The organism is uncultured Tenacibaculum sp. (genome assembly GCF_947498805.1).
Lineage (GTDB): Bacteria > Bacteroidota > Bacteroidia > Flavobacteriales > Flavobacteriaceae > Polaribacter.
The window spans coordinates 397,085-411,163 of record NZ_CANMLT010000003.1; the positions used below are offsets into that span (position 1 = coordinate 397,085).

General features: G+C 31.2%; 16 protein-coding genes. 3 read left to right on the forward strand and 13 right to left on the reverse strand.

Going from position 1 to position 14,079, the window contains the following annotated elements; all coding sequences use genetic code 11:
• Positions 1 to 1,140 carry an ATP-binding protein gene (locus Q0873_RS07670; RefSeq protein ID WP_299105670.1) on the forward strand — a complete coding sequence of 380 codons (1,140 nt, stop codon included), beginning with the start codon at positions 1 to 3 and terminating at the stop codon, positions 1,138 to 1,140.
• A 40-nt stretch (positions 1,141 to 1,180) separates the two neighbouring features.
• Here the strand turns inward: Q0873_RS07670 and Q0873_RS07675 are convergent, their stop codons facing one another.
• The 10 genes from Q0873_RS07675 to Q0873_RS07720 all read right to left on the reverse strand — a co-directional run bounded on the left by Q0873_RS07675 (position 1,181) and on the right by Q0873_RS07720 (position 8,730).
• Positions 1,181 to 1,516: a heavy-metal-associated domain-containing protein gene (locus Q0873_RS07675; protein WP_299105672.1), complete on the reverse strand. Its 336-nt coding sequence runs from the start codon at positions 1,514 to 1,516 to the stop codon at positions 1,181 to 1,183.
• 11 nt (positions 1,517 to 1,527) lie between these two features.
• Positions 1,528 to 1,890 (reverse strand): hypothetical protein, encoded by a 363-nt coding sequence (locus Q0873_RS07680; RefSeq protein WP_299105674.1) that lies wholly within the window; start codon positions 1,888 to 1,890, stop codon positions 1,528 to 1,530.
• 9 nt (positions 1,891 to 1,899) lie between these two features.
• Positions 1,900 to 2,874 carry a permease gene (locus Q0873_RS07685; protein WP_299105676.1) on the reverse strand — a complete coding sequence of 325 codons (975 nt, stop codon included), beginning with the start codon at positions 2,872 to 2,874 and terminating at the stop codon, positions 1,900 to 1,902.
• Between the two features lie 11 nt (positions 2,875 to 2,885).
• Positions 2,886 to 3,122, reverse strand: coding sequence for a thioredoxin family protein (locus Q0873_RS07690; RefSeq protein WP_299105678.1), 237 nt, complete (start codon positions 3,120 to 3,122; stop codon positions 2,886 to 2,888).
• Between the two features lie 79 nt (positions 3,123 to 3,201).
• Positions 3,202 to 3,804, reverse strand: a complete 603-nt coding sequence (locus tag Q0873_RS07695; protein WP_299105680.1) for a sigma-70 family RNA polymerase sigma factor — start codon at positions 3,802 to 3,804, stop codon at positions 3,202 to 3,204.
• Positions 3,805 to 3,833: 29 nt separating this feature from the next.
• Positions 3,834 to 4,445 (reverse strand): HAD family hydrolase, encoded by a 612-nt coding sequence (locus Q0873_RS07700; protein ID WP_299105682.1) that lies wholly within the window; start codon positions 4,443 to 4,445, stop codon positions 3,834 to 3,836.
• A gap of 67 nt (positions 4,446 to 4,512) precedes the next feature.
• Positions 4,513 to 5,706 carry a DUF1501 domain-containing protein gene (locus Q0873_RS07705; RefSeq protein WP_299105684.1) on the reverse strand — a complete coding sequence of 398 codons (1,194 nt, stop codon included), beginning with the start codon at positions 5,704 to 5,706 and terminating at the stop codon, positions 4,513 to 4,515.
• Between the two features lie 13 nt (positions 5,707 to 5,719).
• Positions 5,720 to 7,093, reverse strand: coding sequence for a DUF1800 domain-containing protein (locus Q0873_RS07710; protein ID WP_299105686.1), 1,374 nt, complete (start codon positions 7,091 to 7,093; stop codon positions 5,720 to 5,722).
• 96 nt (positions 7,094 to 7,189) lie between these two features.
• Positions 7,190 to 7,762 carry a hypothetical protein gene (locus Q0873_RS07715; protein WP_299105689.1) on the reverse strand — a complete coding sequence of 191 codons (573 nt, stop codon included), beginning with the start codon at positions 7,760 to 7,762 and terminating at the stop codon, positions 7,190 to 7,192.
• Between the two features lie 20 nt (positions 7,763 to 7,782).
• Positions 7,783 to 8,730: an OmpA family protein gene (locus Q0873_RS07720; RefSeq protein ID WP_299105691.1), complete on the reverse strand. Its 948-nt coding sequence runs from the start codon at positions 8,728 to 8,730 to the stop codon at positions 7,783 to 7,785.
• 188 nt (positions 8,731 to 8,918) lie between these two features.
• Between Q0873_RS07720 and Q0873_RS07725 the strand changes: the two genes are divergently transcribed.
• Positions 8,919 to 9,314, forward strand: a complete 396-nt coding sequence (locus tag Q0873_RS07725; protein WP_299105693.1) for an ankyrin repeat domain-containing protein — start codon at positions 8,919 to 8,921, stop codon at positions 9,312 to 9,314.
• A gap of 79 nt (positions 9,315 to 9,393) precedes the next feature.
• On the opposite strand, the gene Q0873_RS07730 is transcribed toward Q0873_RS07725, so the two are convergent.
• Positions 9,394 to 10,935 carry an aldehyde dehydrogenase family protein gene (locus Q0873_RS07730; protein ID WP_299105695.1) on the reverse strand — a complete coding sequence of 514 codons (1,542 nt, stop codon included), beginning with the start codon at positions 10,933 to 10,935 and terminating at the stop codon, positions 9,394 to 9,396.
• 112 nt (positions 10,936 to 11,047) lie between these two features.
• On the opposite strand from Q0873_RS07730, the gene Q0873_RS07735 reads away from it, so the two are divergent.
• Positions 11,048 to 12,088 carry an isoaspartyl peptidase/L-asparaginase gene (locus Q0873_RS07735; RefSeq protein ID WP_299105697.1) on the forward strand — a complete coding sequence of 347 codons (1,041 nt, stop codon included), beginning with the start codon at positions 11,048 to 11,050 and terminating at the stop codon, positions 12,086 to 12,088.
• Positions 12,089 to 12,161: 73 nt separating this feature from the next.
• Here the strand turns inward: Q0873_RS07735 and Q0873_RS07740 are convergent, their stop codons facing one another.
• The gene (locus tag Q0873_RS07740; protein WP_299105699.1) at positions 12,162 to 13,544 is read right to left on the reverse strand and encodes an outer membrane beta-barrel protein; all 1,383 of its coding nucleotides are present in this window, start codon (positions 13,542 to 13,544) and stop codon (positions 12,162 to 12,164) included.
• Positions 13,545 to 14,078, reverse strand: coding sequence for an RNA polymerase sigma factor (locus tag Q0873_RS07745; RefSeq protein ID WP_299105946.1), 534 nt, complete (start codon positions 14,076 to 14,078; stop codon positions 13,545 to 13,547).
• Position 14,079 lies beyond the last annotated feature (1 nt).

A 14,079-nucleotide genomic window follows, 5' to 3' on the forward strand; every position in this document is an offset into this window, starting at 1 on the left:
ATGATTAATAAGCGCTTACTTATAAAAAACTTACTATCTCATAACGATGAGAATAGTTTTTATGATAAAAAGCAAAAACTTTCTTTAGGTTCTAAAGAAGGTAAAGCTAAGTTTATTAAACATGTTTGTGCTTTATCTAATTCGAACCCTCATAACAATTCATATATCGTTATTGGAATTGAAGATGAGGAAAACAAAATTGTTGGAGTTGATTTTTATGACGATAGTAAAATTCAGAATTTAATTAATGCTTATTTAAAAAACCCTCCAAAAATTGAATACGAAAATGTTCCTTTTCCAAGACTTCCCAGGCATAAAGTAATAGGGTTGGTAACTATTTATCCCAACGAAAAAACTACTTCTCTACTCAAAAATGCATGGAAGTATCGCAAAGGGACTATTTTTTATAGAAGAGGAAGTAACTCCATGCCTTCGGAAGGAGATTTTACCTTGAATGATATAAATATTGATACCGTCGAAGCTATTGAGAAAAATGCAAGTAACAATATTCAACTAACATTAGATGGTGTTTTCGATTTTATAAATAGACATAAACCAGAATACAATCCGCAATACAAAGTTTTCAACGAACAGTTTGTTTTATGTTGGGCTGGGAAAAAGAAAATAATTCAAGGCGAGGAGTTTTTAACTCGTGTAGATATAGAGCTTGTGAACGAGCAGGTTCGATTGTTTTTTTCTGCTTTAGATGATGTTCAAATAAGCTATAATGAACGATCATTTATAATTACAGAATATATTATGTTAGGGATAGATGATAGTGAAAAAAGATATCCTTTAGAAAAAACCATTATCCATTTTAAAGACAATGGTAAACATGATATTGCTACCGAATTTCTATTTGATCCTCCTCAATACGACCGAACCATTATCAAACATATTTACGAAAACAACAATGTTATTGTAAATAAAATAGAAAATAACATAGCGCTTTCTGTTACAGAACATGAAGATGTATTCAAGTTACCTACCTCCTATTTAATTTGCTTTTTAAATGGTTATTTTGATGTTCCTACCCAATTAAAAAAAGCAAAAAGCTATATTAAAAGTTTAGATGATAAAACTACATATATCAAATATAAAGAAGCCATGCGTGTATTGCGTAAGGTTAAGTATCACTAACTAAGAGTTGGGCCTAACACCCAACTCTTAGTCTATTCAATTAATCTATTATTGTATATCCTGTTTTATTAATAGATTCTTTAATCGTTTTTTCCGAACATTCCCCTTCAGTATACCAAACGGTTATCTCTTGTTTTTTAACATCTGCTTCAGATCTTAAAAAACCATCAACTTCCTTTAAAGAATAATTGACAATACCTATACAACAAGCTTTATTAAAACCCTTTAGTTTATAAGTTCTACTAACCTTTTTGTTAACGGTCAATTCTGTTGATTTCCCAGTTTTCTCCGCTGTTTTTGTTTGAGCGTTTCCTGTACAAGAAACTACTACTTGCAAACAAAGGAAAAGCGTTATGTATATAATTTGTTTTTTCATTTTTTATATTTTTAATTGATGATATAGGGTAATACTAGAATGACAATCGTCATAATAGCTATAGCCCATAAAAATGGTTTTGATTGAAAAAAGGAAACTGTTTTCCTTTCTTTCTCATTTAGTTTAGACAATACTTCGTACTCATTTACAGTACAACATTCTGTTTCTTTCTTCGGATAATATGCTCGATATAAATTATACCCAATTGCTAGCAAGCTAAATACAATTAAATAATTTTTAATACTTGACAGCCATACCAATTGCGAAGCACTTACTCCTAACATTCCTGCCAGTGCCATTAATGGACCTATACAACAAGTACATGCTGCTAGGGCTGCAAAAACAGCACTAATAGATGATACTAATGATTTCATTCTTGTATTTTAAAAAATTAGATTAAAAAAGAATCCTGAAAGGATCATTCCTATTCCTATGGTAGAAAAGAATGCAATAATCAATTTTCTTTGCATTACTTTTTTTAACAATAAAGCTTCAGGAAAAGACAAACCAATAGAAGCCATCATAAAAGCAATAGCTGTTCCCAAAGGCACTCCTTTGGCAACCAATGAATCTATAATTGGTAGCACCCCTACAGCATCTATGTATAATGGAATTGCTAATAATACTGCTATAGGCACAGCAAATGGATTTGATTCTGAAATATAATTCTCAAAAAATGATTGTGGTACATATCCGTGAATAAAAGAGCCTATTGCTAAACCAATAAAAATATACGGAATCAACTTCTTTAGTGTCTTTATTGCTTCTCCATGTATTTCTGGTAAGCGCATTAAAAACGATCTATTATCTTTCGCGTCTTCAATTTTAGTTTCATCTAATGCCTTGATCCAATCGGCAACGTATGTTGCCATTCCTAATTTTTCCAATAAAATTCCTCCTACAACACCTAAAACAATTCCTGTTACGATATAAATCAATGTTACCTTCCATCCGTAGGAAACCCAAAAAATTGCAATAGCAATTTCATTTACAAGTGGTGATGTAATAAGAAAAGACAAAGCTATTCCTAATGGAATTCTAGCTTGCATCATTCCGACAAAAAGAGGAATGGAAGAGCACGAACAAAAAGGAGTAATAGCTCCTAGAATAGATGCCAAAACATTACCCAATCCAGACTTTTTATTTTTATCTAAATACAACCGAATTGTATTCATTGGCAAGTAACTCGTAACTATTCCCATTACATAGGTAACTAAGATTACCAAAATCACTATTTCTGTAAATCCAATGATAAAATAATGTAGTGCATTACTAAACAATTCGGCTTTTTCTAGCCCCAACAAATCATACACTAAATAATCGGCAATGGTAGATAAAAACTCTGTTAGCTTTTTCATTTAATTCCGATTTAAAGGATAGACAATAGTTTTTCTTCTGAGTTATGTGTTCGATAATCATAGACTTTTCCATTTACAACTATCGATGGAAAAACCATGGTGCCAAACTTCATGGTGTCTTCAATTTTAGAAAATTCTTCAATAGAAACATTCATATTGTTCTTTGAAGTAATTTCTTCTATTTGTTTTTTGATTTGTGAATTTTTAGCACAACAAGACGCGTGCAAAATTTTAATGTCAGTACTCATAATTATTGTTTTTAATTAAACTTTATTATGAAGTCTGAATGAACACATTAAAAGACACATCTTTTCTAAAAAAAATAATTTAAGATGGGTCTTCTAATTTTTTAATAAGATCTTTTTGTGTTTCTTGAAGTGGTTTACAACTAGGTTTTATAGTGCATTCGATAAAATTTCCATTTTTATCATAGGTGATTTCACAACATTCTACAAATAGCTCTCTAAGTTTTAATCTTGCTCTTTGAATGCGCATTTTGGTGGCCGAAACTCCTAAGTTTAACTGTTTCGCTATTTCTTTTTGAGGTACTTTATCAATATCACTAAGTTTTAATGGAATACTATATTCTTCTGGTAAAAGAAGAATCATTGGAAGTATATAATCGGTAACCACAAGTTTTGAAAATTCAGTCTCTGATGTATCTTCTAGTTTCCAATCTAAATCTAAGTCAAATTCAATTTTATTTTTCTGATAGTAATCATAAATAGTATTTCTACTTACCTGAAAAAGCCAAGCTTTTATATTTTTTATTTCGGTAGCCTTTTGGTGTGATTCCACTAGCTTAATCATAACCTCCTGCACCAAATCTTCTGAAATATTCTTGTCTTTTACTTTCTTAAATATATAGGACTTTAAATAGGAATAAAACTCCTCTATAATTTCATTTATATTACAACATTCTTTCTTCATTATCATTCAAGATTCTACATTGTGAAACCTCAATAAACTCTATTTATAACGTCTTTCAAATTTACAACATCAAAACTTTCTTTAATTTCCCCATTCCTTTTAACTCTTATAAAACTCCATCCTAGTTTCTTAGGAATACAAATATCAGATTTTAAAGAATCTCCTATTATCAATATTTCATTTGGGTTACTACCTGTTATTTTTTCTATTTCTTTAAAAATCCTTTTTTCAGGCTTTATCGAACCATAATCACACGAAAAAATAACTTCTTGAAAATATTTATTTAGTTCTTTTTCAAAAAAAGGTTCTTTATACGGTGTTGCCAAGTTTGAAATTAAAAATATATTAAAATCTTCTTTTAACTTATTCAATACATCATAAACTTCCTCATATACTACTACCGAACTCAATTCTTCCTTTAAAATGTCTTTATTCTCTTCATATAACTCTTTAAATTCATCAGGTAAAACACTTATTAATTGTTCCGTGTTTTTAGTCATCACAAGTCTTAAATAACTTGAAAGTTCTAAATCAAAACCATCTTTTGATTTTTTGAATAATTTTAAAAAGAAATGTCTCGGTTCTTTAATTTCGATTAGCGTATTGTATAAATCAAAAACTATTGTTTTTAAATTTTTCATCTTTTAATAAACAGTTTTCTCTCTAAGCTAAATTAAATTAAAACTCTTATTAAGACAATTTAAAGCTTTAAATAAACCTTAGTTTAGAAAATTGTTTGTTTAAAATTTGTGCATCATCTACTTGTAACCATTTATCTAACAGTGTTGCATAAATCTCTCTAAAATCTATCTCATAGCGTAAATCTCCGTTAGTATCTAAATTTTGTAAGTCTGACAACTCATTGTACATCCCTTGCTTTTTCAGGTTTTCCCCTATGATAAATACATTATTTGCCGTACCATGGTCTGTACCATTCGCTGCATTTTGTTGAACCCTACGACCAAATTCAGAAAATGTAATGATTAATACATCTTTTAAATTATTATGCTTTTCTAAATCATTTACAAACACTTCCATGCTATCTGCATATAATTGCAACAATCTTGCTTGTCTATTACTTTGATTCGCATGAGTATCAAAGCCACTTAAAGCTGCATAATACACCTGTGTTTCTAATCCAGAATTGATAAATTCTGCAATTGTTTTTAATTGCTTGCCAAATACATTCTTAGGATAACTAGCTTTTGATGTTGAGGTGTTGCTCTTTTCATAGATATATTTTGCTGAAGACTTGGCATCAATCATAGTGTTATACAAATACCCTAAGTTATGTTCACTAAGATGCGTGTCGTTATAGTGGTTTAAAACATCTTTAAAAAAGGGTTGTTTTAATGATTGGTATAACAACTTAGGATTCGTTATTGCTAAGCCATTTTGTTGCTCTCCTTTGAGCATTAACGAAAGACTCTCATCTACCTCTATGGCTTTAAAGGGTTTCGATTTTGTACTATCTAAAAAACGACCAATCCAACCGCTTTGCAAATACTCGTTGCTATCACTTGCCGTTTGCCAAATATCTGTTGAACGAAAATGTGAACGGTTCGGATTTGGATATCCAACATTATTAATAATGCTCACATATCCTTTATCATATAGCTTTTGAAGTGGTGCCAAACTTTTATGCAATCCTACCTCATCATTTAATTTTAATAGATTATTCTTAGGAATTGCTAACTCTTTTCTTTTTTGGTAATAAATATCGTTTCTAAAAGGTACCACCGTGTTCAAACCATCATTTCCTCCTTTTAACTGAACTATGACTATTTTTTTATTACTAAATAACTGTGCTGCCTGTTGCTCAAATGCTTTTACAAACTGCGGAACAAAAAACAATCCACCACTAGCCAATGAAGTTCTCTTTATAAAATTTCTTCTATCCATTTTCCTCTCTTTTTTAACATAATTGATATTCAGGTAATGACAATAGTTGTACACAGAAATCTTCTTTAGAAACAAACTTACTGTTTTCTAAAAGCTCTAGTGTACCTTTATTTATTAAGCCTACAAGAATCATTTCGATCAACTCTCTATTTGAAGAAGTTTGAAAATTATTTTCAAATGTGCTCCAATTTGGTATTGCTTTTATAAAGGTTTTTCTCCTTAATTTTTTCTCACTAAAGTCTTTAATAGTGTCTTCTAAATCTCCTTTATCTGAATAGGTAATTTCAGCATTGTTTAAAAGAACCGATGGGAGTCGTAAACGTGTAACAATGGTATTGCTATCAATCCATGTTCTTCCTCCTTTCCACCCCGCAACATTTGGTGGACGTAATAAGATTTGTCCTAGTAACTTTTGAATTAATAAACTATGCTTGTTATTTTCTATAGTGAATGGAACTACTGTATGCATTCCTACTAAAAACTCAACAGGCGATTTTATCTTAGTACCTATATTCTCTTCCTTATAAAACCAATCAGAAGTTAATACATATCGCATCAATGATTCAATATTATATTTTGGATAAAACACGGCAACCATCTCGTTGATGTAATCTGTATTTAATTGTTCATTTACAAAATAGCGATAGATTTTTTCGCAAATAAAGCGGGCGCATTGTTTTTGCTCTAGAATAATATCAATAATAGCATCTCCATCAAAATTTCCTGTATGTCCTAAAAATGTTTTTTCTCCTTCATCATGCTGGCGCCAGCGCATTTTAAATTCTCCAAAAAAATTATGGTTATATCCTGTAAACGCTCGTGCACTTTCTTTAATATCTTCTTCAGAATAATTTCCTTGCCCTAAAGTAAAAAGCTCCATCAATTCTCTTGCAAAATTTTCATTCGGACTCTTTTTCTTATTCTGTTTATTGTTTAAATACTTTATCATGGCTGCCTCCTTAGAAACAGCCTTGATAAAGCTTTTAAAATCCCCTAGTGCATGCTTACGTAAAGTATTGTTATATTGTTGAGCAAATAGTACATTCTTATCTTCACAGACGAAATGATTTGCCCAAAAAAGTGTCATTTTTTCTCTCAATAATTCTGTAGGATTGTACAATCTATCAAACCATGCCTTGTTTAGTTCGATAATCTTTTTCCTACTCATCTTCATTAGCTCTTTTCGCTTCTTCTTATTCTTTAAATCTTCTCTTGTTAACCTTGAAATAAATGAAGTATCAATAGCTAACGGACTTATTTTTTCTGATTCTTGAAAAAGAAATTCTACAACTTCAGCTCTTGTTTGGCTTTTAAATTTTTCCATTTCTAATGGTGTAATTCCAAACCCTATTCTGTTATATAAATGTTGTAAGTTCTTTGCTTTCATATATCTTAGACAATTAAAACACTAAAAGGTTTAAAAAGTAAAGCCTCACAATATTGCGAGGCTTTCTTTATCATTATACTTTCTTAATCTTATTCATTAGGCTTTTCCACCATCTAAAGCATCTTGCCAGTCTTTTAATTCTTTCCACTTTCCTTCATAAGCTAACTTAGCTTGTTTCGACCAGGTGTCTGGTTTGTGCATACGATATCGGTCTCCTCCACTTGTTAAAACTTCTTTACATTTCTCTAAAGAAGCTTCTCCTAAATCTTTCCACGTCTTAATATCAAAGTTATGGAACAACCCTTCTATTTTAGGTCCAATCCCTTCTACAATTTTCAAGTCATTTTCTTTGATCTTTTTACCAAATACGGCTTTTGCTGCTGCTGCATCAAAAGGAATTAAGGTAGCTGCTGCTCCTGCAAAAGAAGCAGCCATTGTTGCTTTAGAAGATTGTGCAGTTTTTAAATCAGCTTCTAAGTTTATTTTATTTCGGTTACAAGCCTCTAAATCGGCTTCTAATTGCGCTACTTTGTTTTTCCATACATCTAATTCATCATTATTATTTCCTCCACTTAAAAGTCTTCCTAATAAATATCCTAATAGAGCACAAATAGCTCCCACAATTAATGGAATTAACCAACACGGTATATGTATTCCTAATAAATTCATAATTATATTTTTTTGTTTTTTTAGTTAATAGTTACTACAATTCTTCTGTTTTTTGCTCTTCCTTCTTCCGTTGCATTGTCCGCAATAGGTAGTGTTTGTCCTTTAGAAGAGGTTACTATATTTTCCTCCAAGATTCCAAAATTGATTAAATCTTTCTTTGCTTCATTAGCACGGTTTTGCCCCAATATCATATTCGTATCAATATTTCCCGTACTATCGGTGTGACCTACTACACTAATTTTAAAACCAAGTTTATCCACACAACGAGAGATTTCTGCAAATTTTTGTTTTTGTTCAGGAGTAAGGTTAATGTGAAACTCTCCTGTTTTAAAGTAAAACATTAATGGGTTTTCTTTAATAGCTTCACAGGCCACTTTTAAAGCTTCATCATTTGCTGTTGACGCTTCTGTTCTTGTAAAAATATCGAAGTATAGCGGTCCAAATAAAACTCCGTTTTTATCAGACTGCATATCTTCTTTAAGTTCTCCAAAAGTGTTGATTAATCGTGCTGATATACCTTGAGAAACCATGTGGTTTTTTACAGCATTGGCTCTAGCCATTCCTAAGTTTGGAAAAGCGGAATTGTTTGTTTCATTACTTGTATAATATCCTGTAATGTTAAATCGCTTATTTCCATTAGCATCCAAATATTCTTTAATCTTTAGAATTCCGTTATTTAGATTTCCAGATATTGAATCTCGAATACTAAAACTAGATTCATTAAAATTAAAGCTCTCTTCTAATGAAAAAGCAAAATCTCCATTGGCATCATTTATACGAAATGGAAAATGTGTTGGTTCTTTTATATTAGGTTTTTCTAAATCATCTTTTTTGACTTCTTGAGAAGTTACATCTGAAGTACAGCTTTGCTTTTCACAACAAACATTGCAACAAAAATACCAGTGTAACAAGCTACCAATAAGGATGGTTAGTAAAATGCCTAATAAATAAGTTGATTTCTTACTCATTTGTTAGTTATTTAAATAGTTGATTGTTAAAGTATTAAAATATAATCAGAAATAAAAATTAACATTTAATTTTCATTTTAAGAGCTTATTAACACCAAGTATTAAATATTTGTTAAGTGTGTTAAAGTTTTGAAACATTCTTGGATTTGGGAAGTCTATTAGGTGAACAGAATTTAAAACTCTACATTATGAAAAAAATATTTTTAACCATGCTTGCTATTGTTTTAGCAACTGGAACAATGACTGCAAATGTTTCTTCAGAAACACCTTCAGAAACAACACATATTTCTTCTTATGAATACGCAGGACCAAGCACTCTTTGTAAGTTAATTACAGCTGGAAATTATGAAGCTGTAAAGGCTATGATAGAAAATGGAACAAACATTAATCGTAAATCGACAGGATTAACTCCTACAATGTTTGCCGCAAGATACAATAGAGTTAAAATTTTAAAACTTTTAATTTCGAAAGGAGCTCGATTAAAAGTTAAATCAGATCAAGGATTTACTGCATTAGATTACGCTAAAATGTCAAAAGCGAATGATGCATATATGATTTTAAAGGAAGCCTTAGACAAAAAGTAAACTTCTTTTATATTTATTTGAATTAGAAAGGGTTTCGAAATTTCGAAACCCTTTTGCTTTTTTTATGCTTATATATATCTTATAAGTCAAACTTAATTCCTTGAGCTAAAGGTAACTCATCAGAATAGTTTACAGTATTTGTTTGTCTTCTCATATAAACTTTCCAAGAATCTGAGCCAGACTCACGTCCACCACCAGTTTCTTTTTCACCACCAAAAGCACCTCCAATTTCAGCACCTGAAGTTCCAATGTTTACGTTTGCAATACCACAATCTGAACCTGCAAATGATAAGAATCTTTCAGCTTCTTTCATTTCGCTTGTCATAATTGAAGAAGATAATCCTTGAGCTACTCCATTTTGTAATTCAATTGCATTTTCAACATCTCCTGAATACTTCATTAAGTATAAGATTGGAGCAAATGTTTCGTGCTGTACAATTTCAAAGTGGTTTTCAGCCTCAATAATTGCTGGTTTTACGTAGCAACCGCTTTCGTATCCTTCTCCTTCTAAAACTCCTCCTTCTACTAATACTTTACCTCCTTCTGCTTTAGCTTTTTCAATAGCAGCTAAATAAGTATTTACAGCGTCTTGATCGATTAATGGTCCAACGTGATTATTTTCATCTAATGGGTTTCCAATTCTAATCTGTCCGTAAGCACCAACAATAGCATCTCTTACTTTATCATAAACAGATTCGTGAATAATTAAACGACGTGTTGAAGTACAACGTTGTCCAGCTGTTCCTACTGCACCAAATACAGCTCCTGGTACCACAACTTTTAAGTCTGCAGTTGGAGTAATAATAATTGCATTGTTTCCTCCTAACTCTAATAAAGATTTTCCAAATCGCTCAGCAACTTTAGCACCAACGATACGTCCCATTCTTGTAGATCCTGTTGCAGATACTAAAGGAATACGTGTATCCTCTGTAATGTACTCACCAACTTTATAATCTCCATTTACAATACAAGAAATACCTTCTGGTAAGTTGTTATCTTTTAATACTTCTGCAATAATATTTTGACATGCTACAGAACATAAAGGAGCTTTTTCTGATCCTTTCCATACACATACGTTACCACAGATCCATGCTAAAGCTGTATTCCAAGACCAAACTGCTACTGGGAAGTTAAAAGCAGAAATAATACCAACAACTCCTAATGGATGCCATTGCTCTCTCATTACATGCCCTGGTCTTTCAGATGGAATTACTTGTCCGTTTAACTGACGCGATAAACCTACTGCAAAATCACAGATATCAATCATCTCCTGAACCTCACCTAAACCTTCTTGGTAAGATTTACCCATTTCATAAGAAACTAATTTACCTAATGGCTCTTTTAATTCTCTTAATTTGTTTCCGAATTGACGAACAATCTCTCCTCTCTGTGGAGCAGGCATAGCTCTAAAAGTTTTAAAAGCAGAAGTAGCTGCTTCCATTACTTTGTCATAATCTTCTCTAGTACTAGCTACTACTTTTCCTATTAACTTACCATCTACTGGTGAGTAACTTTCAATAATTTCTCCATTTGAGAAATTTACAGAACCTGTAGAAGTTCCGTTATTTATTTCTTTTAAGCCTAATTGAGCTAAAGCTTCTTTAATACCAAAATCTGCCATTTTATATTGTAATTTTAGTTGTTTAAATTTAAAGTCCAAAACTACGAATAAATTTATAATTAATAAATTAAACAATTGTAAAGCTTATTGTTTAAAAATAAACAAAACAATCATGAGAAAAACATTTCTTTCTTTGCTAATGCTAACCCTAGTTTTTAGCTGTAACACCAATAAATACAAGACCTCAGCACCCAAAAAAGTGAACGAATTTGCCATTGTAATTCATGGTGGAGCAGGTACAATTTTAAAGAAAAATATGACTCCCGAAAAAGAAGAGGCTTACAAAACAAAACTAAAAGAGGCAATAAACGTTGGATATACCATTTTAAAAAACGGTGGTACTAGTTTAGATGCTGTTGAAAAAACAATTCATGTCTTAGAAAATTCACCATTATTTAATGCAGGTAAAGGCGCTGTTTTTACACATCACGAAACAAATGAATTAGATGCTTCTATTATGACAGGTAATGATTTAAATGCTGGAGCAATTGCAGGAGTAAAAAATGTAAAAAACCCTATTTCTTTAGCCAGAAAAGTAATGGAAAACTCTCCTCATGTATTACTTTCTGGAGAAGGAGCTTCTGTATTTGCCGATCAACAAGGTTTAGAGATTGTAGATCCTAGTTATTTTTATACTGAAAAACGTTTTCAATCTTTACAAAAAGTTAAAGAGAAAGAAGAAACAAAATTAGATCATGACGAAAAATCTGCTTTTTATGATGTTGATATTAAAGACAGTAAGTTTGGTACTGTTGGTTGTGTTGCTTTAGATAAAAACGGAAATATTACTGCAGGTACTTCAACTGGAGGTATGACTAACAAGCGTTGGAATAGAATCGGAGATTCTCCTATTATAGGTTCAGGTACTTATGCCAATAATAATACTTGTGGAGTTTCTTCAACAGGTTGGGGAGAATATTTTATAAGAGCACAAGTTGCTCATGATATTTCTGCTCAAATGGAATATAAAAAAGCAACTCTTAAAGAGGCTACTAAAGATGTTATTCAAAATAAACTAACAAAATTAGGTGGTACCGGAGGTATTATTGCTATTGATAAATATGGTAATATGGTTTTTGAATTTAATACAGCCGGTATGTATAGAGCTTCTATGGATGATAAGGGTACTACAGATATAAAAATATACAAATAGTAAAAATGCCTTTTAAAAAAGCTTTATTGCTTTATTTAAAAGGCACCGTTATATACACAGGAGGGCTAAATTTTTAAAATTGATATTTAATACCCGAATATAGCCCTAAACTATAAGGTCTAAACCCATTACTATTAGATGAAAAAGTATTGAATTGTACTTTAAACATTGGGTTTAAATTTAGTTTAATTTGTTTTGTTATTGAATAATCAAACTCTAGTCCGAAGTTTCCACTAAAATCTACTGAATTTAAATTATTAGCGCTTCCAAAGGTTCCCGAAATGTTGTCTGAAGAAACTGAAACTTGGTTCTTGTTTAAAAATAAAGAACTAAACCCTGTAACTATTTTAGAACTAAATTTATTACCGTTCAAAAAGGTATACTTCACCTCTACAGGAACTTCTATATATCCCATTTCTTGTGTTAAGGTTGCCTCTTCATTAATAACTCCTAAACCAGAGGTGGCAATACCTAAACCACTTGCGCCTGAACCAAAAGTAAAAGTACCTAACTCACTAACGTAGTTTACAGTTGATAATCTATCTCCAGCAAAACTGCTAGTAACAGGAACATTATCATTCGAATAATTAAACTTTTGTATGTGAACTCCAGATTGAATTTCCCATCGATTGCTTATTTGATAGGCTAACTTTATTCCATAGGCAATACTATTATTCCCATTTGTTTGAGATGTAATGAGATCTTTATCTAATGGAGAAGTTTTTGAAAAAGAGTTATTATTAATAACTGCAAAAACTGGTGCTACAGACCATTTGTTCTCTCTTTCTTTCTTATTTTCTTCTTCTTCAGTAGTAGTATTATTTACCTCAGCAATAAAATCTTTTTTCTCCTTTAATTCATTTAAGTTTTTCTTTTTCTCAAGAGCATTCTCCTTCTCATTTTTTTTAACTGGCAAGCCGTTTTCAAACTTGCCAGTTTCTTTCTTTTCTTTCACAACGTGATGATTAACTTGTAAAGACCCTTCAACAACTCTACCAGTTACATCGTTGTTTTTTCCATGCTCATTTTTTTTGCTAATTTTTACAACATGATTAGCGGTTAAAACCTTTTTACTACTCTTTTCGGATTTTTCAAAAGGCTTTTCTTTCAATTTCTTTTCTAATATTTCAGTAGTAACAATTTTTCCGTTCTCTCTCTCTTCATTATTAGGTAAAACTTTATCAAAATTGTTAGTTTCTTTTTCTTTACTTGTATCTACAATAACAGGAAATTCTTCTTCTATTTTTTCCTCTTGGTTCTTAAAAAAAGGATAAAATAGTACACTTAAAATTAACGTAGCCGCTACCCCACCAGAAAACCACCAAACGGGTATCACTCTACGCTTTTTTTTCTTCAGTTTTTCTTCAATAGCGTTCCAAACCTCTGGATTTGGATTTGCCTCAAAGTCTTTAAACTTTTCTTGAAAGAATCTTTCTATGTCATGATTCTTATTCATCTAAGCTTCTATCTCTACACTTTTAATTACTCTTATTTTCTCCTTTAAAATTAGCTTTGCTCTCGACAGGTTAGATTTTGATGTTCCTTCTGAAATATTCAACATTTCTGCAATCTCTTTATGCGAAAAGTTGTCTAAAACGTACAAATTGAACACCAATCTATACCTATCTGGGAGTTGTTGAATTAGCCCTAACAAAACATCTAAATTTAAGCTATCATCTAACTCAACATCTTCCTCTACTAAATTCTCTTCTTTTACAAGTTGAAGAGGAGACTTTTCTCTATATTTCTGAAGGGCTGTATTAATTGTTATTCTTTTTATCCACCCTTCAAATGAACCTTTATTATTATACTGTTCTATCTTTTTAAAAACAGTTAAAAAACTATCTTGAAGCGTATCTTCTGCATCTTGATAATTTCTTGAGTATTTTAAACACAAAGCAAAAAGTTTCCTAGCAAAGAGTTGGTACATCTCTGCTTGCGCCTTTAATTCTTGTTGGCAACATCTTTTTATTAGTTCCTCTAATGCTATT

Bases quoted from the DNA above. Each gene is read 5' to 3' on its own strand.
- Q0873_RS07680 (WP_299105674.1), bottom strand. From the start codon at position 1,890: ATGAAATCATTAGTATCATCTATTAGTGCTGTTTTTGCAGCCCTAGCA.
- Q0873_RS07710 (WP_299105686.1), bottom strand. From the start codon at position 7,093: ATGAAAGCAAAGAACTTACAACATTTATATAACAGAATAGGGTTTGGA.
- Q0873_RS07695 (WP_299105680.1), bottom strand. From the start codon at position 3,804: ATGAAGAAAGAATGTTGTAATATAAATGAAATTATAGAGGAGTTTTAT.
- Q0873_RS07670 (WP_299105670.1), top strand. From the start codon at position 1: ATGATTAATAAGCGCTTACTTATAAAAAACTTACTATCTCATAACGAT.
- Q0873_RS07725 (WP_299105693.1), top strand. From the start codon at position 8,919: ATGAAAAAAATATTTTTAACCATGCTTGCTATTGTTTTAGCAACTGGA.
- Q0873_RS07740 (WP_299105699.1), bottom strand. From the start codon at position 13,544: ATGAATAAGAATCATGACATAGAAAGATTCTTTCAAGAAAAGTTTAAA.
- Q0873_RS07700 (WP_299105682.1), bottom strand. From the start codon at position 4,445: ATGAAAAATTTAAAAACAATAGTTTTTGATTTATACAATACGCTAATC.
- Q0873_RS07705 (WP_299105684.1), bottom strand. From the start codon at position 5,706: ATGGATAGAAGAAATTTTATAAAGAGAACTTCATTGGCTAGTGGTGGA.
- Q0873_RS07715 (WP_299105689.1), bottom strand. From the start codon at position 7,762: ATGAATTTATTAGGAATACATATACCGTGTTGGTTAATTCCATTAATT.
- Q0873_RS07720 (WP_299105691.1), bottom strand. From the start codon at position 8,730: ATGAGTAAGAAATCAACTTATTTATTAGGCATTTTACTAACCATCCTT.
- Q0873_RS07685 (WP_299105676.1), bottom strand. From the start codon at position 2,874: ATGAAAAAGCTAACAGAGTTTTTATCTACCATTGCCGATTATTTAGTG.
- Q0873_RS07730 (WP_299105695.1), bottom strand. From the start codon at position 10,935: ATGGCAGATTTTGGTATTAAAGAAGCTTTAGCTCAATTAGGCTTAAAA.
- Q0873_RS07735 (WP_299105697.1), top strand. From the start codon at position 11,048: ATGAGAAAAACATTTCTTTCTTTGCTAATGCTAACCCTAGTTTTTAGC.
- Q0873_RS07690 (WP_299105678.1), bottom strand. From the start codon at position 3,122: ATGAGTACTGACATTAAAATTTTGCACGCGTCTTGTTGTGCTAAAAAT.
- Q0873_RS07675 (WP_299105672.1), bottom strand. From the start codon at position 1,516: ATGAAAAAACAAATTATATACATAACGCTTTTCCTTTGTTTGCAAGTA.